Source organism: Scleromatobacter humisilvae (genome assembly GCF_023231945.1).
Classification (GTDB): domain Bacteria; phylum Pseudomonadota; class Gammaproteobacteria; order Burkholderiales; family Burkholderiaceae_C; genus Scleromatobacter; species Scleromatobacter humisilvae.
On the sequence record NZ_JAJLJH010000001.1, the window covers coordinates 457,172 to 478,821 of the forward strand.

The 21,650-nt window shown below is 70.9% G+C and carries 17 protein-coding genes; 11 read left to right on the forward strand and 6 right to left on the reverse strand.

Translation table 11 applies throughout. From position 1 onward, the window contains the following. Window positions 1-15: 15 nt before the first annotated feature. Window positions 16-606, forward strand: coding sequence for a BPSL1445 family SYLF domain-containing lipoprotein (locus LPC04_RS02115; RefSeq protein ID WP_275680527.1), 591 nt, complete (start codon window positions 16-18; stop codon window positions 604-606). Between the two features lie 99 nt (window positions 607-705). Next, entirely contained in the window at window positions 706-1,755 is a 1,050-nt protein-coding gene (gene mgrA, locus LPC04_RS02120; RefSeq protein WP_275680528.1) for an L-glyceraldehyde 3-phosphate reductase, read from the forward strand. Here the strand turns inward: mgrA and LPC04_RS02125 are convergent. Further along, a complete protein-coding gene (locus tag LPC04_RS02125; RefSeq protein WP_275680529.1) occupies window positions 1,752-2,471 on the reverse strand; it encodes a TetR/AcrR family transcriptional regulator in 720 nt (239 codons plus the stop codon). The genes mgrA and LPC04_RS02125 overlap by 4 nt on opposite strands. Before the next feature lie 121 nt (window positions 2,472-2,592). On the opposite strand from LPC04_RS02125, the gene LPC04_RS02130 reads away from it, so the two are divergent. The 4 genes from LPC04_RS02130 (at window position 2,593) to LPC04_RS02145 (ending at window position 6,764) form a co-directional block, all read left to right on the forward strand. Continuing rightward, complete coding sequence (locus tag LPC04_RS02130; RefSeq protein WP_275680530.1) at window positions 2,593-4,131, forward strand: methyl-accepting chemotaxis protein; 1,539 nt, start codon at window positions 2,593-2,595, stop codon at window positions 4,129-4,131. After that, complete coding sequence (locus LPC04_RS02135) at window positions 4,131-4,658, forward strand: hypothetical protein (RefSeq protein ID WP_275680531.1); 528 nt, start codon at window positions 4,131-4,133, stop codon at window positions 4,656-4,658. Before LPC04_RS02130 ends, LPC04_RS02135 begins: the two co-directional genes overlap by 1 nt. A gap of 103 nt (window positions 4,659-4,761) precedes the next feature. Further along, window positions 4,762-5,517 carry a class II aldolase/adducin family protein gene (locus LPC04_RS02140; RefSeq protein ID WP_275680532.1) on the forward strand — a complete coding sequence of 252 codons (756 nt, stop codon included), beginning with the start codon at window positions 4,762-4,764 and terminating at the stop codon, window positions 5,515-5,517. A gap of 173 nt (window positions 5,518-5,690) precedes the next feature. After that, on the forward strand, window positions 5,691-6,764 hold the full coding sequence (locus tag LPC04_RS02145; protein WP_275680533.1) for a pilin: 1,074 nt from the start codon (window positions 5,691-5,693) through the stop codon (window positions 6,762-6,764). 18 nt (window positions 6,765-6,782) lie between these two features. Here the strand turns inward: LPC04_RS02145 and LPC04_RS02150 are convergent, their stop codons facing one another. Then, window positions 6,783-9,449: an ATP-binding protein gene (locus tag LPC04_RS02150; protein ID WP_275680534.1), complete on the reverse strand. Its 2,667-nt coding sequence runs from the start codon at window positions 9,447-9,449 to the stop codon at window positions 6,783-6,785. 129 nt (window positions 9,450-9,578) lie between these two features. Here LPC04_RS02150 and LPC04_RS02155 point away from each other — a divergent pair, with 129 nt between their 5' ends. After that, a complete protein-coding gene (locus tag LPC04_RS02155) occupies window positions 9,579-9,971 on the forward strand; it encodes a hypothetical protein (RefSeq protein WP_275680535.1) in 393 nt (130 codons plus the stop codon). A gap of 31 nt (window positions 9,972-10,002) precedes the next feature. Here LPC04_RS02155 and LPC04_RS02160 read toward each other — a convergent pair whose 3' ends face one another. Beyond that, entirely contained in the window at window positions 10,003-10,557 is a 555-nt protein-coding gene (locus tag LPC04_RS02160) for a hypothetical protein (RefSeq protein ID WP_275680536.1), read from the reverse strand. A 210-nt stretch (window positions 10,558-10,767) separates the two neighbouring features. On the opposite strand from LPC04_RS02160, the gene LPC04_RS02165 reads away from it, so the two are divergent. Further along, window positions 10,768-14,661, forward strand: a complete 3,894-nt coding sequence (locus tag LPC04_RS02165; RefSeq protein WP_275680537.1) for a PAS domain S-box protein — start codon at window positions 10,768-10,770, stop codon at window positions 14,659-14,661. Window positions 14,662-14,680: 19 nt separating this feature from the next. Here LPC04_RS02165 and LPC04_RS02170 read toward each other — a convergent pair whose 3' ends face one another. Beyond that, a complete protein-coding gene (locus tag LPC04_RS02170; RefSeq protein WP_275680538.1) occupies window positions 14,681-15,058 on the reverse strand; it encodes a hypothetical protein in 378 nt (125 codons plus the stop codon). Between the two features lie 143 nt (window positions 15,059-15,201). On the opposite strand from LPC04_RS02170, the gene LPC04_RS02175 reads away from it, so the two are divergent. After that, on the forward strand, window positions 15,202-17,796 hold the full coding sequence (locus LPC04_RS02175) for an ATP-binding protein (RefSeq protein ID WP_275680539.1): 2,595 nt from the start codon (window positions 15,202-15,204) through the stop codon (window positions 17,794-17,796). 123 nt (window positions 17,797-17,919) lie between these two features. Continuing rightward, window positions 17,920-18,534 (forward strand): putative quinol monooxygenase, encoded by a 615-nt coding sequence (locus LPC04_RS02180; protein WP_275680540.1) that lies wholly within the window; start codon window positions 17,920-17,922, stop codon window positions 18,532-18,534. A 38-nt stretch (window positions 18,535-18,572) separates the two neighbouring features. Here LPC04_RS02180 and LPC04_RS02185 read toward each other — a convergent pair whose 3' ends face one another. Both LPC04_RS02185 and LPC04_RS02190 read right to left on the reverse strand, forming a co-directional pair. Continuing rightward, window positions 18,573-18,875 (reverse strand): 4a-hydroxytetrahydrobiopterin dehydratase, encoded by a 303-nt coding sequence (locus LPC04_RS02185; RefSeq protein WP_275680541.1) that lies wholly within the window; start codon window positions 18,873-18,875, stop codon window positions 18,573-18,575. A gap of 115 nt (window positions 18,876-18,990) precedes the next feature. Continuing rightward, window positions 18,991-19,941 carry a LysR family transcriptional regulator gene (locus LPC04_RS02190; RefSeq protein ID WP_275680542.1) on the reverse strand — a complete coding sequence of 317 codons (951 nt, stop codon included), beginning with the start codon at window positions 19,939-19,941 and terminating at the stop codon, window positions 18,991-18,993. 79 nt (window positions 19,942-20,020) lie between these two features. On the opposite strand from LPC04_RS02190, the gene lysA reads away from it, so the two are divergent. Continuing rightward, on the forward strand, window positions 20,021-21,316 hold the full coding sequence (gene lysA, locus LPC04_RS02195; protein WP_275680543.1) for a diaminopimelate decarboxylase: 1,296 nt from the start codon (window positions 20,021-20,023) through the stop codon (window positions 21,314-21,316). Window positions 21,317-21,650: the final 334 nt, after the last annotated feature.

The following is a 21,650-nucleotide window of genomic DNA, read 5'->3' on the forward strand; positions in this document are numbered from 1 at the left end:
AACAAGGACACGCTCATGCAAACCGCCCGTCTCATCTCCCTCATCGCGCTCGCCGCGTCCGCCGCGCTCGCCGGCTGCTCGACCACCGCCAGCGTCACCAAGCCGGCCGAAGGCGGCGGCCCCAGCACGGCCGAATCGCGCCACGCGGTCGACGCCAGCTACCAGGAGACGCTGGACCGCCTCTACGCCGGCACGCCCGGCAGCCGCGAGCTGGTGGCCAAGGCGCGCGGCGTGCTCGTCTTCCCGCGCGTGATCTCGGCCGGCCTCGTCGTCGGCGGCGCCTACGGCGAAGGCCAGTTGCGCGAGCACGGCCACGTCGAAGGCTACTACCGCACGACGACCGGCTCGGTGGGCTGGCAGATCGGCGCGCAGTCGCGCGCGCTGGTGTTCCTGTTCATGAGCGAGGACGCGCTGCAGCGCTTCAAGGCCGGCCACGGCTGGTCGGGCGGCGTCGACGCCTCCGTCGCGGTGCTGACCGTCGGCGCCAACGGCGCGCTTGATGCAAGTGCCTCGCAGGCGCCCACCGTGGCCTTCGTGCTGACCAACGCCGGCCTGATGGCGGGCGCGACGCTGGAAGGCACCAAGGTCACGCGCATCGACGAATAAGGCATGCCCTTTCCGGCATGGCGGGCGTTCGATTTCCGATCCCTGCCATGTCGTTCGTTGCGACAGAATCGCCGCTGCCTTCACCACAGCCAGCGCGCGATGACCTATTCCGCCGAACCCGAACGTTATGACGGCCGCATGCCTTACCGCTCCTGCGGCCGCAGCGGCCTCAAGCTGCCCGCGCTCTCGCTGGGCCTGTGGCACAACTTCGGCGACACGACGCCGATGGCGACGCAGCGCGAGATGCTGCGCGCCGCCTTCGACCTCGGCATCACGCATTTCGACCTCGCCAACAACTACGGCCCGCCCTACGGCAGCGCCGAGACCAACTTCGGCGAGCACCTGCGGCGCGACTTCCGCCCCTACCGCGACGAGCTGCTGATCTCCAGCAAGGCCGGCTGGGACATGTGGCCCGGCCCCTACGGCCAGGGCGGCGGCTCGCGCAAGTACGTGCTGGCCAGCCTCGACCAGAGCCTGAAGCGCATGGGCCTGGACTACGTCGACATCTTCTATTCGCACCGCTTCGACCCCGACACGCCGCTCGAGGAGACGATGGGCGCGCTCGCGAGCGCCGTGCAGCAGGGCAAGGCGCTGTACGTGGGCATCAGCAGCTATTCGGCCGGCAAGACGCGCGAGGCCGCGGCGATCCTCAAGACGATGGGCGTGCCGCTGCTGATCCACCAGCCTTCGTACAGCCTGCTCAATCGCTGGGTGGAGGAAGACCTGTTGAATGCCCTCGGCGACACCGGCGCCGGCGGCATCGCCTTCAGCCCGCTCGCTCAGGGCCTGCTGACCGACAAGTACCTGGACGGCGTGCCCGCCGACGCCCGCATCAACCGGCCCGGCGGCGGCTCGCTCAAGTCCGAGCATCTGAGTGCGCAGAACCTGGCGCACGTGCGCGCGCTGAACGATCTCGCGCGCTCGCGCGGCCAGTCGCTGGCGCAGATGGCCGTCGCCTGGGTGCTGCGCGACGCGCGCGTCACGTCGGCGCTGATCGGCGCGAGCCGTCCGGCGCAGATCGCCGAGCTCGCCGGCGCGGTCAAGCGGCTGGACTTCTCGCCTGAGGAACTCGCGGCCATCGACCAGCACGCCGTCGACGGCGGCATCAACCTCTGGCAGAAGCCGTCGACGGACCAGCGCCCCGGCTAGGACTTCGCCTTCGCGCGCCGGCGCGCCGCGGCCGGCGGCGTCCGCGGGCCGTCGCGCAGGCAGCTGGCCATCGCGTCCAGCATCAACTCGATGAAGGCCGGACGCAGCACGTCGGCCGACGTCCACGGGTAGCGCCGGTTGACCAGCCGCGCGTGCAGGTAGCCGCTGACCATCATGAAGCGGATGTCGCTCGCCAGCTTGGCATGCGCGGGGTCGCCGCCGGTCTGCGCGGCCAGGGCGCGGCTGGCGTCGAGCGAGGCGTCGAGCACGTCGGTGTAGATCGGCAGCGACGCCAGCGTGCGCTGCTCGTCGCCCTGCGTCGTCTGCTCGGTCATGTAGACCAGGCGGTAGTGCTGCGGATTGGCCTCCCAGTAGTCGATGAAGGCGTCGACCTGGGCGCGGATGCGCTCGCGGGCGTCGGTCACGCCGCGCGACGCCGCGAGCATCTGCTGCCAGGCGGCGCTCAGCACGTGCTGCCAGATCCCGCGCAGCAGGTGGCCCTTGTCCTCGAAATAGCGGTACGGCGTCATCGCCGAGATGCCCACCTGCGTGGCGACGGCACGCATCGTCACGGCCTCGAGGCCGCCCTCGATGAACAGCGACAACGCCGCGGAAAGGAGCTCGTCGCGCAGGCGGTCGGCGTCGGCTTCGCTGCCGCGGCGCACGCGGGGGCGCGCGGCGGCGGCGCGGGTCGGGGAAGGCTTCCTGGTTGGCATGCTGCCATCTTAACCTTGTTGTGTACGTGTAAATAGACGTGTATATTTACGCGTAAATTCAGCTTTGGGAATGGCCGGGCTGGACGATAAACACCACATCGCTCCAAACGAAAGCCTCGCCATGCCGGTCCTTGATTCGCTCACCGTCCGCGGCAAGCTCGCGCTCGCCTTCGGCAGCGTGCTGCTGCTGATGTTCGCGCTCGGCGGCCTCGCCGTAGCCAAGCTCTCGCAGTTGCATGGCGTCACCGAGCAGATCCTGGCGTACCGCGTCTCGGGCATCCGCGACAGCTCGCACATGGTCGAGGCCGCGACCCGCATCCGCGTGCGCGACTACCGCATGGGCGTCACGCCGACCGACGCCATCGAGCCGGTGCTGGCGAGCCGCCTGCAGGCGATCGCCGAATTCGAGGCGGCCCGCAAGAGCTACGCCGACTTCCTGTTCGACGCGGAGGAGCGATCGCTGTACGACCAGGCGATGCGCGACTGGCACGACTACATCGTTCTGAGCGACCAGGCCGCCGCGCTGGCGCGCACGAGCCCGCCGGAGCAGGTGCTCGCCGCGGTGATGGGCGCGGTCAAGCCCTTCGACGCCGCCGTCGCCTCGATGCGCAGGCTCACCGCCTTCAACGACGCCGGCGCGAACGCCGATGCCGCGTCCGCGCTCACCGCGTATGGCCAGAGCCGCTGGCAGATCCTGGCGATGCTGGCCGCGGCCAGCGCGCTCGCCGCAGCGCTGGGCCTGCTGATCGCCCGCGCGATCACCGTGCCGCTGCGCGAGGCCGTGGCCGTCGCGCAGGCCGTGGCCGGCGGCGACCTGACGCACGACATCGGCTCCGACAAGATCGACGAGACGGCGCAGCTCAAGCGCGCGCTCGGCGCGATGGTGCGCAACCTGCGCGCGATCGTCTCCGACGTGCGCAGCGGCGTCGAGTCGGTGGGGACGGCGTCTGCCCAGATCGCCACCGGCAACATCGACCTCAGCCAGCGCACCGAGGAACAGGCGGCCAACCTGCAGCAGACGGCCGCGTCGATGGAGCAGATCACGTCGACCGTGCGCCAGAATGCCGACAACGCGAGCGCGGCGTCGCAACTCGCGGCCGCGGCGCGCGAGGTCGCGCTGCGCGGCGGCGGCGTCGTCGGCCACGTGGTCGACACGATGGCCGGCATCACGACCAGCTCGCGGCGCATCGCCGACATCGTCGGCGTGATCGACGGCATCGCGTTCCAGACCAACCTGCTCGCGCTCAACGCCGCCGTCGAGGCGGCGCGCGCCGGCGAGCAGGGCCGCGGCTTCGCGGTGGTGGCCGGCGAGGTGCGCGCGCTGGCGCAGCGCAGCGCGCACGCCGCGCGCGAGATCAAGTCGCTGATCGCGCAGAGCGTCGGCCAGGTCGACGACGGCGCGCGCCAGGTGGCCGAGGCCGGCGAGACCATGCAGCGCATCGTCACGCAGGTGCAGCGCGTCACCGACCTGGTCAGCGAGATCAGCGCCGCCAGCCGCGAACAGACGCGCGGCATCGAGCAGGTGGGCCTGGCGGTGTCGCAGCTCGACCAGGTGACGCAGCAGAACGCCGCGCTGGTCGAGGAGTCGGCCGCCGCCGCCGACAGCATGCGCGTGCAGGCCGCGCACCTCGCGCAGTCGGTCGCGACGTTCAAGGTGTGATGAAGGACGTCGACGCCCTGCTCGCCCGCATCGACGACGGGCTCGCGCGCGGCCTGATCGACCAGCGGGCCGCGGCGCACTACCTCGGCGCGCACCTGAGCCGGCGCCTCTACTGCTCGCGCGTCGCGCTGTGGACGTTGCGCGAGTCGCCGGGCCGCGCCGACATCACCCGCGTCGGCGGCCACGACGCGCTGACGGATCGGCCGCTGGCGGACGTCGTCACCTTGCGGATCGATGCCCCCTCGGCCTGGCTGGGCGAGCTGCTGGGCGGTGGCATCTACGCCAGCAGCAACGCGGCCGGCGATCGCCGCCTCGTGATGCAGCGCGACGCCTACCTCGCGCCGCAACGCGTCGGCGCGCTGCTGCAGGCGGTGATCGGCAGCGGCGGCCGCCTCTGCGGCTTCATCAGCTGCGAGCAGGTCGCCACGGTGCGCGACTGGACATCCGCCGAAGCCGCGCTGCTGCGACGCGTCGCCGACGCCGTCTCGCAACGGCGCACCCGCCGGTTGGCACTCGCGCTGGCCTGAAGGGACTGTCTCCCCGGCGTCAGCGCGCCCGCGCACGACGGACTATGCTGCGTGCCGCAGGCCCTCATTGCCGAAGCGGCCGCCAGACACGAAGGAGACCGTCATGCACATCCCGTCCCTCAAGGAAGTGGTCAGCGCCGAGGAATGGCAGCTGCGCTGCGACCTCGCCGCCTGCTACCGCCTCGTCGCCGCCTATGGCTGGAGCGACCTCGTCTTCACGCACATCAGCGCGCGCGTGCCGGGCGACGACCACAGCTTCCTGATCAACCCGTACGGCCTGATGTTCGACGAGATCACCGCGTCGTCGCTGGTGCTGATCGACCAGGAAGGCAACAAGAAGGGCGACTCGCCGTTCCCGGTCAACCGCGCCGGCTTCGTGATCCACAGCTCGATCCACGCGGTGCGCGACGACGCGCACTGCGTGCTGCACACGCATACCCGGGCGGGTGTGGCCGTCAGCGCCCAGGCCGGCGGCGTGCTGCCGATCTCGCAGCAGTCCACCTTCGTGCTGGCCTCGCTGGCCTATCACGACTACGAAGGCGTCGCGCTGCGCGACGACGAGAAGCCGCGCCTGCAGGCCGACCTCGGCGACAAGACCTACCTGATGCTGCGCAACCACGGCCTGCTGACGGTCGGACCGTCGATCGCCGACGCGTTCCTGGCGATGTACATGTTCGAGACCACCTGCCAGATCCAGCTCGCGGCGCAGGCCGGCGGCCCGCTGACGATGGTCGACCCGCGCATCATCGACGGCGTCGGCGAATCGATGCGCAAGCAGACCGGCAGCCAGGGCGGCGCCTTCGTCTGGCCGGCGCTGCTGCGCAAGCTCGATCGCATGGACCCGAGCTATCGCACCTGACGCCTCGGTCCCGCCACCCAATCGTTCGGAGGCCGTGCGCCACGCACCGTGTGTGGCATTCGTCTCACGAATCGCGACGACAGCGCAGTCTTAGAGCCGACTCCCCCTTTTGCGTGACGCCACTGCCGTGTTTCGCGGCTATCCTGCGCGCCATCCTGAGGAGGAGTAAAAAAGTGAAATGCCAGCCCTGCGGGCAGGACAACGCGGCCACCGCCTTGTTCTGCACCGCCTGCCGCCGTCCCCTGGTGGCCCCGTCGAAGTTGCCCACCCGCATCGAACCGCTCGCGCAGCCCGCCATGGCGGCCGCCGCGCCCGCGATCGCCGCCCCGCAGGGCGCCGCCTCCGACTTCGCGCCGTCGCGCAACCGCTTCGCCCCGCCGGACGCGGGTCGCACGAGCCGCATGGGCGCCCACTCCGAGCTCCTCACCGAGGAGGAAGCCTGGGACGCCGTCGTCGGACACGCCGGCGCCCCGTACTACGGGCGTCACTTCGAACGCCTCGCGCACGGCGGCAGCGGCGGCTGGCACTGGCCGGCCCTGTTCGTCACCTGGTTCTGGATGCTCTATCGCAAGATGTGGGTGCCCGCGCTGCTCTATGTCGTGGCCTACGTCGCCGTCAGCATCTTCGTCTCCGCGCTCGTGCCCGCTTCGCCGATGTTCGCGGGCGTGGTGTCGCTGGCCTGGACGGCGTTCTGGCTGATCGGCCCGCCGCTGCTGGCCAACCGCTGGTACTACAGGCACTGCCTCGAGAAGATCCGCGTCGTGCGCGCGCGCGGCGGCTCGAAGGAGCAGACGCTCGCGCGCCTGGAGGCGGTCGGCGGCACCAGCAACATCGCGGTCATCATCATCGCGGTCGTCGTGATCGGCTTCTTCGGCATGGGCATCCTGGCCGCGATCGCGTTGCCGCAGTACCAGAGCTACGTGATGAAGGCCAGGGTGGCCGAGGCCCTGCCCCTGGCCAACGAGGTGACGGCCGCCGTCGGCCGCCAGTACGAGCAGACCGGCACGCTGCCCAGCCAGGGCGATGTCGACGCGATCGTCGCGCACTCGGCGGCGTTCCAGGCCCACGCCGTCACGGGCGTGGAGCTCGACGACGTGCACGCCACGGTGACGCTGAGGATCCCGATCGGCGCGCGCGCCAGCGGGTCGCTCCTGTACACGCTCACGGCCGACAACAACCGCCATCCGACCTGGACCTGCTCGACCGAGGACCTGAAGCGCTACGTGCCGGCGAGCTGCCAGCCCTGAGGGCCACCGCGGCCTGCCTCAGGCCCCGCGGTCGATGCACAGGGCCGCAACTTCGGCCGGGCCCAGCCGTCGGCCTTCCTCGCGCCAGCGCTCCAATGCCGCGGGCCCGATGCCGGCGTCGCCCAGCACCTGCAGCAGACGCGATCGGGCAATCGCTCTCACGGGCGACAGCGTCAGGCCGCTGCGTTCGACGTCGGCCAGGCCCGCGCCGTCGAGGCGCGCGGCGTCGGCATGACGTCCAGTCGCCGCGAGATACATCGCGAACTCGAAACAGCCAAACATCAGGAAGCCGTCGCGCTGCCAGCACGGCATCGCGCGCTGCAGGGTCTGGCATGAATCGTCCAGCCGCCCGAGCATCGTCTGCGCATGCAGCAGTTGCAGTTCCGTGTAGCCGAAGCTTGCAAGCGCCGCGGCGCTCGAGGCGTGCTTCATGGCACCCGCCAGCGCGATGACCTCGTCGTGTCGCCCCAGGCAGTTCAGCGCCGCGCACAGGTTGTCGGCCGTGCGCCGCAACAGCAGGGGCTCGCCGGCGACGTTCTTCAGCATCTCGCGTTGTTCGATGAATCTGTCGACCGCGATGTCGAAGCGGCCTTGGTGAATGCAGACGACGCCGCGCAGGTTCATCACGTCCGCGCGCAGCCAGATCGGCGCGGGCCCAGCCAGCATCTGCTCCATCTCGACCGCAGTGGCCTCCGCGTCGTCGTATCGGCCGGCGCACATCTGCGTCCAGCCGACGTGATAGAGGGCGCGGGCGGCGCGGCGCGGTTGTCCGGCGGCACGAAACATGTCCGCGGCCGTCCTGCCGGTCCGGAGCAATTCCGCAGACGTCATTCGACAAAGGTCGCCCAGCAGCCCGAGCGCCGTCAGGAAGCGCGCCCAGGCAAGATCGTCGACCGCCGCTTCCCGCCGCGCGACGAACCGGGACGCACGTTCGAAGGCCTCGCCGGTCTCGCCCAGGGCATGGAACAGGCTCACGCTGTTCGCGACCAGGTCGATGGCGAGGGCGTGTTCGTCCTGGCGCGCGAGCGCCCAGTCATGGGCGGCGCAAACGTTGTGGTACTCGGGCCGCAGGCGGCGCAGCATCGCTTCGAACGTGAGCTTGTCGGCGTCGGCGTAGCGCTCGTCGTCGGTTCGCACGAGCAGGTTCCGCACCGCCAGGGCATGCCGGCGTTCGAGCGCTGCGCGTTCGCCGGCCGCCTCCAGGCGTTCGAGCGCGTAGGCACGCGTGGATTCCAGCAACCGATAGCGCTGCACGTCGCCCGGATCGCTGACCACGAGCGATTTGTCGACCAGGGCGCCCAGCGTGTCGATGACGCCCCAGTCGGACAAGTCCTCGTCGCTCACCACCGCCTGTGCGAGTTCCAGCGTGAAGCCGCCCAGGAAGACGCCGAGGCGGCGCAAGGTGCGCCGCTCATCCTCGTCCAGCAAGTCGTGGCTCCAGGCAATCGTGGCCGCCAGCGTCTGGTGGCGCGGGACGGCGGTGTGCGTGCCGCCGGTGAGGATCCTGAAGCGGTCGTCCAGCCGTTCGAGCAGCCCGCGAACACCTAGCAGGTGCACGCGGGCCGCGGCCAGCTCGATGGCCAGGGGCAGGCCGTCGAGACGCCGGCAGATCTCGGAGACGGCGGCCGAATTGGTCGGCGTCAAGGCGAAGTCGCGCTGGTGCCGGCTGGCCCGCTCCACGAACAGGCGCACGGCGCTGAAAGACTCGGGATCCGACGCATCGCCCGCTTCGGGTGCGCGCAACGGCGCGAGCCTGAACAGCGTTTCGGCGTGGGCATGCAGCATCTCCTGGCTCGTCGCCAGCACCCGCACGCCGGCGGCTCGTTCGCAGAGGGCCTGCACCAGCAATGCCGCTTCCTGGCAGACGCGTTCGCAGTTGTCGAGCACCAGCAGCAGTTGTTGCGACGCCAGGGCCTCGGCCAGTTGCTCCTGCGCGGAAGAGGCGCCGCTCACCGGGATGCGCAGCGCGCGCGCGACCGTCTGCGCCAGAACCGAGGTGTCGAGCTCGCCCGCGAGCTCCACGATCCAGACGCCATCCCGGAACTCACCGCGCAGCGCGTTCGCCGCGGCCAGCGCCAACGAGGTCTTGCCGATCCCGCCGGCGCCGACGACGGTCACGATCGGCCGATGCAGGATCAGCGCGCGCAAGGCCTGCAGATCCTCCTCGCGCCCGATCAGCGGCGTCGGCAGCACGAGCGGCGTGCCGATCGCCGATGTCCCGCGCGAGGCGTCGTCCAAATGCGCGTGTGGCGGTGGCCAGGGCGCCTCCGTCAACGTCGCGGCGAACTGGTAGCCGCGTCCCGGATTGGTGACCACGGCGTCCGCCCCGAGAAGCTTGCGCAACGCGCTGACCTGGACCTGGAGGTTGTTCTCCTCCACCACCAGCCCGGGCCAGACGATGTCCATCAACTCGCCCTTGCTGACCATGCGGTCGCGGCGCTCGACGAGGGCGGTCAGCAAGTCCAGTGCACGCGCGCCGATGGGCAGCACGCGGCCGCCCGAAAGAAGCTGGCGCTGCACGGGCCGCAGCTCGAATTCGCCGAAGGCGTAGCAGACCGGATCGGGCGCGGATGTCGACATGCTGGGTTCCTGCTCGCCTGCGCGATCGGATGCCACACGGCGCGTCGAGGGATCGGACCTGTCCCTGGCGCCGAGGAGACAGCCGCGAGCGTAGCGCTCGTCCACATGAACCGGAATCCTGCGGGCAACCGGTTTCAGAACGCTTAAGGCCGGCGCTCAGCCGGCTTAAGGACATCTCAGCGCCGCGTTTCCACACTGGAGTCCTGTTCCAACCCCAACGACCAGGAGAGCCAGATGACTTCCCGCATTCGTGTTTCATTCTCGACCCGCACTCTGAAGCTCGCAACCGCCGGCGCTTTGGTCAACGTAGGGGTGCTCGCGCTGCTCTGCGCGGCGAGCGCCTCGTCGAGCGCGGCGCCCGTGTCGGCGCCCTGCGCACCGCTGAGCGACGCGCAGCACGCGACGCTGGAAGCGGCGGCCAACGGCGTCGATGCGCTGCGCGAACACCTGTGGACGAGGCGCGGCGTCCGCGGCTACGACATGGCCGGAACGGCGAAGTGGATCGACGCCTACCGCCTGCAGGCCGCGGCCTGCAGCGCGAGCGTGGCGCAGGCGGCTCCGGCCGCTCCCGACGCGCCGGCGCCGCCGGCGGCCGACGGGACGCAGGTCGCGCAGGCGACGCGCTGAGCCGCCGCCGCGCGGGCCGGGTGCCGACGCCTCAGACCGTCGGCACCCGCACCGCCCGCAGGAATTTTCCCGCCACCCGCATCACCGCCGTCGCCGCGGCCTCGCTGGCGTAGACGTCGGGCACGCACACGGCCATGCCGCCGGCCGTCAACGTGCCCGGATGGCGGATGCGGAAGAACGGCATCGGCGCGTCGAAGGACTTCGGGAACGCGCGGATCAGCGCGATGTCGGTACCCGGCCCCGTGTCGGCCACGCTGCCGGCGGGCAGCTCGCAGCTCGTGAGCACGTGCATCGCGTAGAACTGGCCGTAGCCGGCGACCTCGACCGGCAGGAACTCGAGCTCGGGGAACTGCGACAGCTCGTCACGCACGCCTTGCGAGACGACGTGGGCGGTCGGGTGGAACAGCACCGCCGTGGCGATCTTTTCCGAGCGGTAGAGCTCCAGCGCGGGCGCCTCCCAGCGCTCGGCCAGCGGCGCCGTCGTGCGCAACAGCGGCTCGTTCCAGGCAGAGTGTTCGTTGTCGACCCACTCGGCGGCGGCGTCGGTGCCGTCGATGAAGACGGGCTTGATCTCGAAGACGGGCATTTCCCAGTGTATGGCCTGCGGCGACGCGCCGTTGTCCTGGACAAACGATCGCGGCTTCGCAACGGACGAAGCGGGCAGTTGTTGGCACACCGGGTCAACCATGGGATCACCCGCACGCCAACCGCCGCCGGCCGCCGTAGACTGGCCCCAGGGGGTGCGCGCCCGCCCACCGGCGAAGACCGGGCCAGGCGCTTCCGGGCTACAGCGAGCATGAATCGATCGTCCGTGCGTCTCAGGCGCGCGTTTGCACTCGTCGTCGCCATCGGTGTCGCGGTCCTGGGCGGGGTGGCGTGGACGATCCATGTGCAGTCCGTCCGCCTCGACGAGACGGCCGGTTGGGCCAATCGCACGCGCATGAGCGTGGCGGCCGTGCAGGCCGTCGCGCTGGCCGCGCTCGACGCCGAGTCGGCGCAGCGCAGCATCCTGCTGGGGTCGCCGATCGGGCTGGCGCGCTACCGGGAGGCGGTCGCCAGCGCGAAGCGCAACCTCGACATCCTCACCCGCGAGATCGGCGACGACCCCGAGCAGGTGCAGCTGCTGCAGGGCCTGCGCATGGCGATGGAATCGCACTTCGCGCGGCTCGACAGGTCCATCGCGCTGATGCCCGGCCAGCCCGAGCAGGCGCGCGCCGTCGTGTTCGACGGCAGCGGGCGCCAGGTCCGGCGCGACATCCAGAGCTTCGCCCAGGCGATGATCGCCACCGAAGGGCACCGCTACGACGAGCGCATCGTGGCCGCGCGCGACGTGCGCCACGCCATCGAGACCTTGGCCACGGTGCTGCTGATGCTGCTGGTGACGGTGATGAGCGGCGGCGCCGTCTACATCCTGCGCGAGCTGCGCACGCGCGCCGCGATGACGGCCGCGCTGGTCGAGAGCCGCACGCGGCTCGAGCTCGGCGAGCGGCGCCTGCGCGCGATCGCCGACAACATGCCGGCCTACATCGCCTACGTCGACAAGACCGAGACCTACCGCTTCACCAACGCCGCGTTCAAGACGCTGTTCGGCGTGCCGCACGAAGCCTTCATCGGCCGCAGCGTCACCGAGATGATGGGCGAGGCGCGGCGCGACGAGCTGGCGCCCTACATCGCCGAGGCGCTGCGCGGCCACGCGGTTCACTTCGAGCGCCGCGGCATGGGCGAGCAGCCCGACGCGACGTTCATGGTCAGCTACGTGCCCGACTTCAACGCCGCCGGCGGCGTCGACGGCTACTACGTGATGTCGCTCGACATCAGCGCGCGCAAGCAGGCCGAGCTGGCCCTGGCCAACAGCGAGCGCCGGCTGCGCACGATCACCGACAACCTGCCGGCCACGATCGTGCGCATGGACACGAACCTGGTCTGCAGCTACGCCAACGAGCACATGCGGCGCCTCTACGGCATCGACCCGGCGCTGCTGGTGGGCATGTCGCACCGCGCCTTCCGCGGCGAAGAGGAATGGGCGCTGATCGGGCCCAACGTCGAGGCGGCGCTGCGCGGCGAGGTGCGTCGCTTCGAGGTGCCGGCGCTGATCAACGGGCGCCAGCAATGGGTGCAGCAGAACCTGATCCCGGAGACCGACACCGACGGCCGCATCGTCGGCTACCTCTCGGTGACCTTCGACATCAGCGAGCGCAAGCAGCAGGAAGAGGAACTGCGCAAGAGCGAGCTGTTCCTCGACCGCACCGGCAAGATGGCCGGCGTCGGCGGCTGGGAGGTCGATCTCGTCACCGGCCTGGTCGTCTGGTCGCGCGAGACGCGGCGCATCCATGGCGTCGGCGACGACTACGTGCCCGACCTGCAGGCGGCCCTCCAGTTCTATGCGCCCGAGGCGCGCGAGACGCTGCAGGACGCGATCCGCAGCGCGATGACCGACGGCACGCCATGGGACATGGAGTTGCCGTTCGTGCGCATCGACGGCCGCCGCCTCTGGGTGCGCGCGGTCGGCTCCGCGGAGTTCGCGAGCGGCGTGCCGGTGCGGCTGGTCGGCGCGTTCCAGGACATCAGCGACAAGGTCGCGCAGCGGCTCGAGATCAAGGAGATCAACGACCGCGTCGCGCTGGCCACCGAGAGCGGCGGCATCGGCATCTGGGAGCTGGACATCGCCACCGGCGAGCTGATCTGGGACGCGCGCATGTACCAGCTGTTCGGCGACAACAGCGGCGGCCGCGCGTCGCCCGTGCTGCTGTGGAACGAGCGCGTGCATCCGGACGACCTGCCCGGCCTGCAGGAGGCGATGCGCCAGGCCACGCTCGGCGACCGCATGCTCGACCGCGACTACCGCGTCGTGCTGGAGGACGGGCGGATCCGCCACCTGCGCGGCACCGCGCGCGCCCGGCGCGACGCCGACGGCAAGCCGCGCTGCCTGATCGGCGCGGCCTGGGACATCACCGAGCTGCGCGAGCTCGCGGCCAGCCTGGCCGAGGATCGCTCGCTGCTGAGCGTGACGCTGGAGTCCATCGGCGACGCCGTCATCACGACCAACGCGCGCGGCCAGATCACCTGGCTCAACCCGGTGGCCGAACGCCTGACCGGCTGGACCTCGCTGGAGGCCATCGGCCGCGTGCTGACGCAGGTGTTCCACATCGTCGACGAGGCCACGCGCGAGCCCGCGCCCGATCCGGTCAAGGCCTGCCTCGAGCAGGGCCGGCGCGTCGCGCAGTCCACCAACACGCTGCTGCTGTCGCGCAACGGCGACGAGTTCGGCATCCAGGATTCCATCGCGCCGATCCGCCGCGACGACGGCACGGTGCTGGGCACGGTGCTGGTGTTCCACGACGTCAGCGAGCAGCGGCGCCTGACCGGCGAGATGAGCTGGCGCGCGACGCACGATGCGCTGACAGGGCTCGTCAACCGCACGGAATTCGAGGCGCGCGTCGGCCGGCTGCTGCAGTCGGCGCAGGACAGCGGCGGCGAGCACGCGCTGCTCTACATCGACCTCGACCAGTTCAAGCTGGTCAACGACGCCTGCGGCCACACGGTCGGCGACCAGTTGCTGCAGCAGATGGCGCGCATGCTCGTCGACAGCGTGCGCACGCGCGACACCGTCGCGCGGCTGGGCGGCGACGAGTTCGCGATCCTGATGGAGCGCTGCACCGTCGACCAGGCGCAGCGCGTCGCGCAGAAGCTGTGCGACCGCATGGACGACTTCCGCTTCGTGCACGAGGAGCGGCGCTTCCGCATCGGCATGAGCATCGGCCTGGTGCCGGTCGACCGCCGCTGGCAGACGACGGCGGCGATCCAGCAGGCGGCCGACACCGCCTGCTACGCGGCCAAGGAGGCCGGCCGCAACCGCGTCCACACCTGGTTCGATACCGATGTCGCGATGCGCGAGCGCCAGTACGAGATGCAGTGGGTCACGCGCATCGAGCATGCGCTGGACGAGGACGGCTTCGTGCTCTACGCGCAGCGCCTGACGCCGCTCAGGGGCGCGCCGTCGGCCACGCCAGGCGTGCACGCCGAGGTGCTGCTGCGCATGCGCCAGGGCGACGGCCCGCTGGTGGCGCCGGGCGCCTTCCTGCCGGCCGCCGAGCGCTTCCACCTCGCCTCGCGCATCGACCGCTGGGTGCTGCGCCGCGTCGTCGACTGGATGGCGGCGCTGGAGGATCCGTCGCGCATCGAGCTGCTGAGCGTGAACCTGTCGGGCCAGTCGGTGGGCGACAAGACCTTCCATCGCTGGGCGCTGGAGGTGCTCGCCCGGGCCGGGCCGCGGATCTGCGGCGCGCTGTGCCTGGAGATCACCGAGACCGCCGCCGTCACCAACATCGCCGACGCCGCCGCCTTCATCGACCAGGTGCGCGAGCACGGCGTCAAGGTGGCGCTCGACGACTTCGGCGCCGGCGCGGCCTCGTTCGGCTACCTGAAGACGCTGCGCGTGGACACGCTCAAGATCGACGGCCAGTTCGTGCGCGACCTGGTCGACGATCCGCTCGACGAGGTGGCCGTGCGCTGCTTCGCCGACGTCGCCAAGGTGATGGGCCTGACGACGGTGGCCGAGTTCGTCGACAAGCCCGCCGTGCTCGAGCGCCTGCACGCGATGGGCGTCGATTTCGCGCAGGGCTTCCTGATGCACGAGCCTGCGCCGATCGACGAATTGATCGAGCCGGTGCCGGAACTCGCGCAGCGCTGAGCCGACGGCGCATGCGCTCTCAGCGCCGCCCGTCCGCCGGCGGCTGCGGCGGCTCGGCCTGGGCGAGCTGCCCGGCCGACAACGCGCAGCCGGCCGCGCGCGCCCGGTAGTCGTCGATCCACTTGACCGTGTCGACGAGACCGTCGTTGCGGATGCCGCGCCGGATCCACAGGTGGTTGCGCAGCGCGCCCACGCCGTCCGCGGCCGCGTCGAGGACGTGCTGCTGCGCGGCGGTCAGCGGCGCGCAGGCGGCGGACGCGGGCGCCTCGCCGTCGGCGGCGGCCGCCGGCATGCTCCCTCCGAGCAGCAGCATCGGCCCCCCTATGTTGATCGACGACATCGCGATTGCGAGCGCCAGTGCGCGGATCGAGAATGAAGAACGAATGCCGGAAGTCATCGTGCTCTCCTGCTCCTGGAGTTGAATGGGAGACTCCAGTGTGGGCAGCCGGCACCGAGATGTCCTTGAGCCGCCTGAGCCGTCCTTAAACGTCCTGAAGACGACCGGCGGAGGTGCCGCTTGCTGGCCAGACGGGAGTCCAGATGTCCACAGAGGCCGCCGACCCGGCCGGTCACCGCTTCGGGGACTTCGAGTTCCATCCGTCGCGACGGCAGCTGTTCGTGCGCGGGCAGCCGGCGACCCTCGGCGCCCGCGCGCTCGACGTGCTGACCGTGCTCGTGGAGCGGCGCGACAGGATGGTCAGCAAGGGCGAGCTGATGGACCTCGTCTGGCCGGGCCTGGTCGTGGAGGAGAACAACCTGCAGGTGCAGATCAGTGCCCTGCGCAAAGTCCTGGGTGCGGACGCCATCGCCACGAACCCCGGACGCGGCTATCGGTTCACCGCCATCCTCGAGCCCGCGGCCGGCGCTGCGAAGAGCGCCGCCCCGCAGCCGCACGAGCGGCCGCGACGGCGAGCGAGCGACGCCGCAAGCTCACTTCGGGTCTCCGGCAACCCGCACAACCTGCCGCTGCCCGACAACGAGCTGATCGGCCGCGCGAGCGACTGCGAGCTGCTGGCGGCCGAACTGGCCGGCGCGAGGCTCGTCACCGTCGTCGGACCCGCCGGCATCGGCAAGACCCGCGTCGCCCTGGCGGTCGCCCACGCCATGATCGAGCGCTACACCGACGGCGTCTGGTGGACCGACCTGGCCGCCCTGGCCTCCGCCGATCCGCTGGCCGACGCCATCGCCACCGCGACCGGCCAGCCGCTGGCGCCCGGCGATGCGGCGTCCAGCCTGGCGCGCACGCTGCGACCCTGCCGCATGCTGATCGTCCTCGACAACTGCGAGCACCTGGCCGCCGAGCTCGCGCCGCTGCTGCGCCGCGTGCTCGAGGCGGCGCCGGGCGTGCAGGTCCTGGCGACGTCGCAGGTACCGCTGCACCTGGGAAGCGAACGTTGCTACCGGATCGAACCGCTGCAGATGCCCGCGGAGGGTGCGCCGGACGACGTCGTGCGAAGCGCGCCGGCACTGGCGCTGCTGCTCGAGCGCGCGCGCACGGTCGATCGCCGCTTCGTCCTGGCCGATGCGCAGCTGCCGCTTGCCATCTCGCTGTGCCGCGATCTCGACGGCCTTCCGCTGGCGATCGAACTTGCCGCCGCGCGCCTGCCGACGCTGGGATTGGAGGCGCTGCATGGCATGCTGAGCCAGCGTTTCGACCTGCTCAATTCGGCGCGCGCCGACGTCCCCCGGCGCCAACAGGCGCTGCAGGCGGCGCTGGACTGGAGCTGCCGCCTGCTGTCGCCCGACGAACTCGACGCGCTGCAGCGCCTGTCGACCTTCACCGCATCGTTCCGGCTTGCGAACGCGCTCGACATGGTGGCCACCGACAGCACGCCGGCCGCCGCGGGCATCCTGTCTTCGCTGGTGGCCAAGTCGCTGGTGCAGCACGATCCGGGCGAGCCCGGCTGCTTTCGCCTGCTCGAGAGCACTCGCATGCATGCCGCCGGAGGATTGCTGCGCTCGGGACGCGCCGACGCGGCCCGCGCGAGCTGGCGCGCGACGATGGCGCGGCTCGCGCGAGCGTCCGAGGCCGAGTTCTGGGAGTCGGGCGACGAGGCCTGGCTCGGCGCTTTCGCCAACGTGCAGCCCGACGTCGTGGCGGCCCTGGAGGACTCCGTGGCTGCGGGCGACCTGGAACTCGCTGGCGACCTGGCGCAGACCGCGCAGTTGTGGGACTACCTCCAGAACATCGGCGGTGCCGTGCTGCGTCGCAAGACGATGGCGAGGACGCTGCTGCAGCCTCTCGCACCGCACGAGGCGAGCCATGCGCGCTGCGCGGGTCTCTGGAACGTATCGACCTTCTTCATGGAACTGCAGCCATCGCGGCCGTGGCCATCGCGCTTCGGGCTCGAAAGCCGGCTCGCCGCCTGGCGCGAACGCGGCGATGCGCGCCAGGTCTACCGCGCGCTCGGCGCGCTGGCGATGCGGCACAGCGCCGAAGGCGATGCCGCGACCACGCGACAGCTTCTCGCGGAAGCCGCGCGCCTGGCCTCGGCCTCGTGGCCGCCGCGGCTGCTGGCGTCGCACGCGTACGCCAGCGCCTTCGCGAACATGCTGCAGCGCGAGGCGCGGGCCTATCACGACGCGGCGGCGCAGATGCTCACGCTGTGCCGCCGCGCCGGCGCGACGCAGGACGAACTGCGCGCCGGCATATTCCTGGCCGACGCCATGGTGCTGTCCGGCCAGGAGGCCAAGGCCACGCCGATGCTGGAAGCGCTGTGCGAGGAATCGGCGGCCACCGGCCAGGCCTTCGGGCAGGTCGGCGCGTTGGCCTTGCTGAGCTTCGTGCATCTTCTCGCCCACGACACGGAAGGCGCCCGCGCCATCGCAGCGCGCGCGCTGCCGGTCGCCCGGGAGCAATTCTTCGCCGACACGCAGCTGGCCGGCGCGGCGCTGATAGGCGCGCGCCGCGGTCGCCTCGAAGACGCCGCGCGCCTGCTGGGAAGCTGCATCCAGCAACGGTTCCGTGGAAACGTGGGCTGGGCCAACGAGGCCCGTGTCTGCGAGCAGACCAAGGCCATGCTCGCCGCTGCATTGCAGCCGGCGCATCTCGCCGCGCTGCTCGTCGAGGGTGCGGCGCTGAGTCGCGATCAGCGCATCGGACTCATGCAGCGATCCTTCGATCCATCCTCGTGAGGAAGGGCTCGCCCTGGTGCCCAGGGACAACACCCTGAGCGGCCGTCATCGTTCCTGGGTAGGATATGTCTCAAGGATGGGCTCCGCCGGGGGCGGCGCCCGGAGACACCCGAAAGGAAATCGATGATCACCAAAGCCCTGCTGTTCCGCTTCGAATCGCAGACCGACGAAGACACGATGGACACCTTCCTCGAGGACCTGGCCACCGAGGTCTCCTGGGAAAAGACCACGCGGGCGTGGTTCGGCATCCGCTACATGCGCGGCGAGTTCGGCGTGCTCTCCAGCTTCGAGGACGAGGCCGGCCGCGAGGCCCATCTCGCCGGCACGGCGATGGCCACGCTGGTCGGCGCCGAGCACAGGCTGATGACCGCCGCTCCGCGCATCACGAAGGTCGAGATCCTGGGCAGCAAGATGCCCCAGGTGCTCGAGGGCGTCGCCAAGGGCCTGGTGCTGCGCTTCAAGGCCAAGCCCGGCAAGGAGGCCGAGGTCGCCAAGATGATGCGCGACTGCCTGCCGCTGGTCGAGAAGGAGGCGGGCACGCTCGCGTGGTTCGCCAACCAGTACGACGAGTCCCACTTCGGCACCTTCGCCGTGTTCGCCGACAACGCCAGCCGCTTCGCCCACCTCACCGGCCAGATCCCGCGCGCGCTGGGCATGACCGGCCTGTCGCTGCTGGGCGGCGCGCCCGAGGTGCACATGGTCGACATCCTGACGGGCACGTCCCGCCAACGCGACTGACCCGTCCCGCGCGGGCGCGCGTCACGCGCGCCCGCGGCTCACTTGCCTTCGACCGCGCGGTCGATGAAGCGCGCCAGCTCGATGTCCTTCATCGTCAGGCCGTGCGCGTCGTGCGTGGTCAGCGTCACGTCGACGACGTTGTACGAGTTCGACCAGTCGGGATGATGGTCGCGCCGCTCGGCGACGAGCGCGACGCGCGCCATGAAGCCGAAGGCCTCGTTGAAGTCCGCGAACTCCAGGTGGCGCGAGATCGCGGCGGCGTCGGAGTCGAGCGACCAGCCCGGGAGCTGGGACAAAAGCCCCGGCAGCAGCGCGGGGTCGAGCTTGGACGTGGCGGTCATGCGGGGCCTTTCGGACACTGCCCACGGCAGCGATGGCCCACTCTAGGGCTTGCCGCCAGCCATGGCTCCGTCGCGGGTTCTCGGCTCGCCAAGGCGTGCTTCGCTGCCGGCGAATTCAGCGCCTGCGCGCGCGGCCCCACGCGCGCGCGACCGCCTCGCCGAGCGCGCCGCACTCGGCCCGCAGCGCGGCCTCGAAGCGCGCCACCAGCGGATTGCCGGGCCGGTGCGACGGCCGCACCGAGAACACCCGGAAGGGTATCGAGAACGCGAGCGGCCGCGCCTCGATGCCCGAGCCCGGGCCGGACAGCGCGAGCGCCGTCAGCGGGTTGACGATGGCCAGCCCGAGCCCGTGCCGCACCATCGCGCAGACGGCCACCGCGCTGTCGGTCTCGACCGCGAGCTGGCGGTCGATGCCGGCCTCGGCGAACACCTTGTCGGCCGACTGCCGGTAGCGGTCGCGCGGATGGAAGCTGACGAAGGCCTGGCCGGCGAAGTCGCGCGCGGCGAGCCGCTTCTTCGCGAGCAGCGGATGGCCCGCCGGCAGCACGGCGACCTCGTCGAACTCCATCAGCAGCGTGACCTGCGCGCCGGACGGCGCGCTGTCGTGCTCGGTCAGGCCCAGGTCGTGCGCCTGCGCGGCCAGGCGCTCCTCCAGCAGCGGCGATTCGTAGGGGTTGACCGACACGCTGACCCCCGGATGGGCCGCCTGGAAGCGCGCGCACGCGCCCGGCAGCAGCGCGTGCGAGAACGCCGGCAGGCACGCGAGCGACAGCTGGCCCTCGGTGAACTGGCGCAGGCGGAGCGCGGTGTCGGCCACGCGCTCCAGGCCTGCGTACGAGCGCTGCACCTCGTCGAACAGTGCATAGGCCTGCGCGGTGGGCCGCAGCCGGCCGCGCACGCGGTCGAACAGCGACAGGCGCAGCAGCGACTCCATGCGCGACAGCTCGCGGCTGATCGTCGGCTGCGACGTGAACAGCGCCTCGGCCGCGCCGGTGACGCTGCCGGCGGTCATCACGGCGCGGAACACGTCGACGTGGCGGTGGGTCAGCAGGCTGGCTTCGGGCATCCGCCAACCATATCAAATGTGGAACGACCAGCCAAGCCAAAGCATTGGACTGATATGAGATCGCCGGGCACCATGGGGCATGACGACGCTCCAGCACCCTGCCCCCGCCACCTTCACCGACGAACGCCTGCAGTCGCTGGCCGCCGCGCACGCGACGCCGCTGTGGGTCTACGACGCCGACACCATCCGCGCCCGCGTCGAGCGCCTGCGCCAGTTCGACACCGTGCGCTTCGCGCAGAAGGCCTGCTCCAACACGCACGTGCTGCGCTTGCTGCGCTCGCTCGGCGTGCAGGTCGACGCCGTCTCGGCGGGCGAGATCCAGCGCGCGCTGCACGCGGGCTACGACGCGCGCGGCGAACACAGCGGCATCGTCTTCACCGCCGACGAGATCGACCGGGCGACGCTGGAACTCGTCGCGCAGCACGGCATTCCCGTCAACGCCGGCTCGGTGGCGATGATCGAGCAACTCGGCGAGCATCTCGGCGAACGCGCGAGCGGCCATCGCCTCTGGCTGCGCATCAACCCGGGTTTCGGTCATGGCCACAGCCGCAAGACCAACACCGGCGGCGAGCACAGCAAGCACGGCATCTGGCCGACCGACCTGCCTGCCGCGCTCGAAGCCATCGCGCGCCACGGCCTGCGGCTCGTCGGCCTGCACATGCACATCGGCTCGGGGGTCGACTACGCGCACCTGGAGCGCGTGTGCGACGCGATGGTGCAGCACGTCAGCGACGTCGTCGCGCTCGGCCACGACGTCACGGCGATCTCGGCCGGCGGCGGGCTGTCGATCCCGTACCGCGAAGGCGACGCCAGCGTCGACACCGCGCACTACTTCAGCCTCTGGGACGCCGCGCGCCGGCGCCTGGCCGCGGAACTGGGCCACGCGGTGCATCTGGAGATCGAGCCGGGCCGCTTCCTCGTCGCCGAGTCCGGCGCGCTGCTCGCCGAGGTGCGCGCGGTCAAGGAGATGGGCGGCAACCACTTCGTGCTGTGCGACGCGGGCTTCAACGACCTCGTCCGTCCGGCCATGTACGGCGGCCACCACGCGATCAGCGTCATCGCCTGCACCAACGCGGACGTCCGCGCGGAACTGGCACGCGGCGCGGAGCGCGTGCCCACGGTGGTCGCGGGCCCGCTGTGCGAATCGGGCGACGTGTTCACGCAGGACGCCGGCGGCGTCGTCGAGGCCCGCGAGATCGCCCCGGCCGAGACGGGCGACCTGCTGGTCTTCCACGACGCCGGCGCGTACGGCGCGTCCATGAGCTCCAACTACAACACGCGGCCGCTGGCGGCCGAGGTGCTGGTCGACGGTGCCACCTCGCGCGTGATCCGGCGCCGGCAGACGGTGGCGGAGCTGATCGCGCTGGAGGATTGAGGGTCGACCGACTGGTTGAGGTTTAAACTATTTCCCACTGCGCCGGAAATTGATTTCATCGCACCCCCTAACTTCGAAATCGACAATAGTTTGAAAGCCTAACGACAGGTTGGCGGGCAGTACCGGGAATCGGGTATTGCAGGTGGCACGAACATCCACATCGGCCGCCTTTTCATTTGAATAGTTCGCAATTGGCATTCGAGCTACCCGGTTTGCGGTATTCAATTGCAGCGACGCCGTTTCGTTTCTGTCGCGAGGCCGGCCGCATCGCCGAGCGCGGCCTGCCGCGCCACCCCTGCCTCGTTCGCGAGACCTGCGAACGCGGCGCCGTGCA

What these genes read in the sequence shown, in the direction of transcription:
- LPC04_RS02115 (WP_275680527.1), top strand. Translation starts at nt 16, where the DNA reads ATGCAAACCGCCCGTCTCATCTCCCTCATCGCGCTCGCCGCGTCCGCC.
- mgrA (WP_275680528.1), top strand. Translation starts at nt 706, where the DNA reads ATGACCTATTCCGCCGAACCCGAACGTTATGACGGCCGCATGCCTTAC.
- LPC04_RS02125 (WP_275680529.1), bottom strand. Translation starts at nt 2,471, where the DNA reads ATGCCAACCAGGAAGCCTTCCCCGACCCGCGCCGCCGCCGCGCGCCCC.
- LPC04_RS02130 (WP_275680530.1), top strand. Translation starts at nt 2,593, where the DNA reads ATGCCGGTCCTTGATTCGCTCACCGTCCGCGGCAAGCTCGCGCTCGCC.
- LPC04_RS02135 (WP_275680531.1), top strand. Translation starts at nt 4,131, where the DNA reads ATGAAGGACGTCGACGCCCTGCTCGCCCGCATCGACGACGGGCTCGCG.
- LPC04_RS02140 (WP_275680532.1), top strand. Translation starts at nt 4,762, where the DNA reads ATGCACATCCCGTCCCTCAAGGAAGTGGTCAGCGCCGAGGAATGGCAG.
- LPC04_RS02155 (WP_275680535.1), top strand. Translation starts at nt 9,579, where the DNA reads ATGACTTCCCGCATTCGTGTTTCATTCTCGACCCGCACTCTGAAGCTC.
- LPC04_RS02160 (WP_275680536.1), bottom strand. Translation starts at nt 10,557, where the DNA reads ATGCCCGTCTTCGAGATCAAGCCCGTCTTCATCGACGGCACCGACGCC.
- LPC04_RS02165 (WP_275680537.1), top strand. Translation starts at nt 10,768, where the DNA reads ATGAATCGATCGTCCGTGCGTCTCAGGCGCGCGTTTGCACTCGTCGTC.
- LPC04_RS02170 (WP_275680538.1), bottom strand. Translation starts at nt 15,058, where the DNA reads ATGACTTCCGGCATTCGTTCTTCATTCTCGATCCGCGCACTGGCGCTC.
- LPC04_RS02175 (WP_275680539.1), top strand. Translation starts at nt 15,202, where the DNA reads ATGTCCACAGAGGCCGCCGACCCGGCCGGTCACCGCTTCGGGGACTTC.
- LPC04_RS02180 (WP_275680540.1), top strand. Translation starts at nt 17,920, where the DNA reads ATGATCACCAAAGCCCTGCTGTTCCGCTTCGAATCGCAGACCGACGAA.
- LPC04_RS02185 (WP_275680541.1), bottom strand. Translation starts at nt 18,875, where the DNA reads ATGACCGCCACGTCCAAGCTCGACCCCGCGCTGCTGCCGGGGCTTTTG.
- LPC04_RS02190 (WP_275680542.1), bottom strand. Translation starts at nt 19,941, where the DNA reads ATGCCCGAAGCCAGCCTGCTGACCCACCGCCACGTCGACGTGTTCCGC.
- lysA (WP_275680543.1), top strand. Translation starts at nt 20,021, where the DNA reads ATGACGACGCTCCAGCACCCTGCCCCCGCCACCTTCACCGACGAACGC.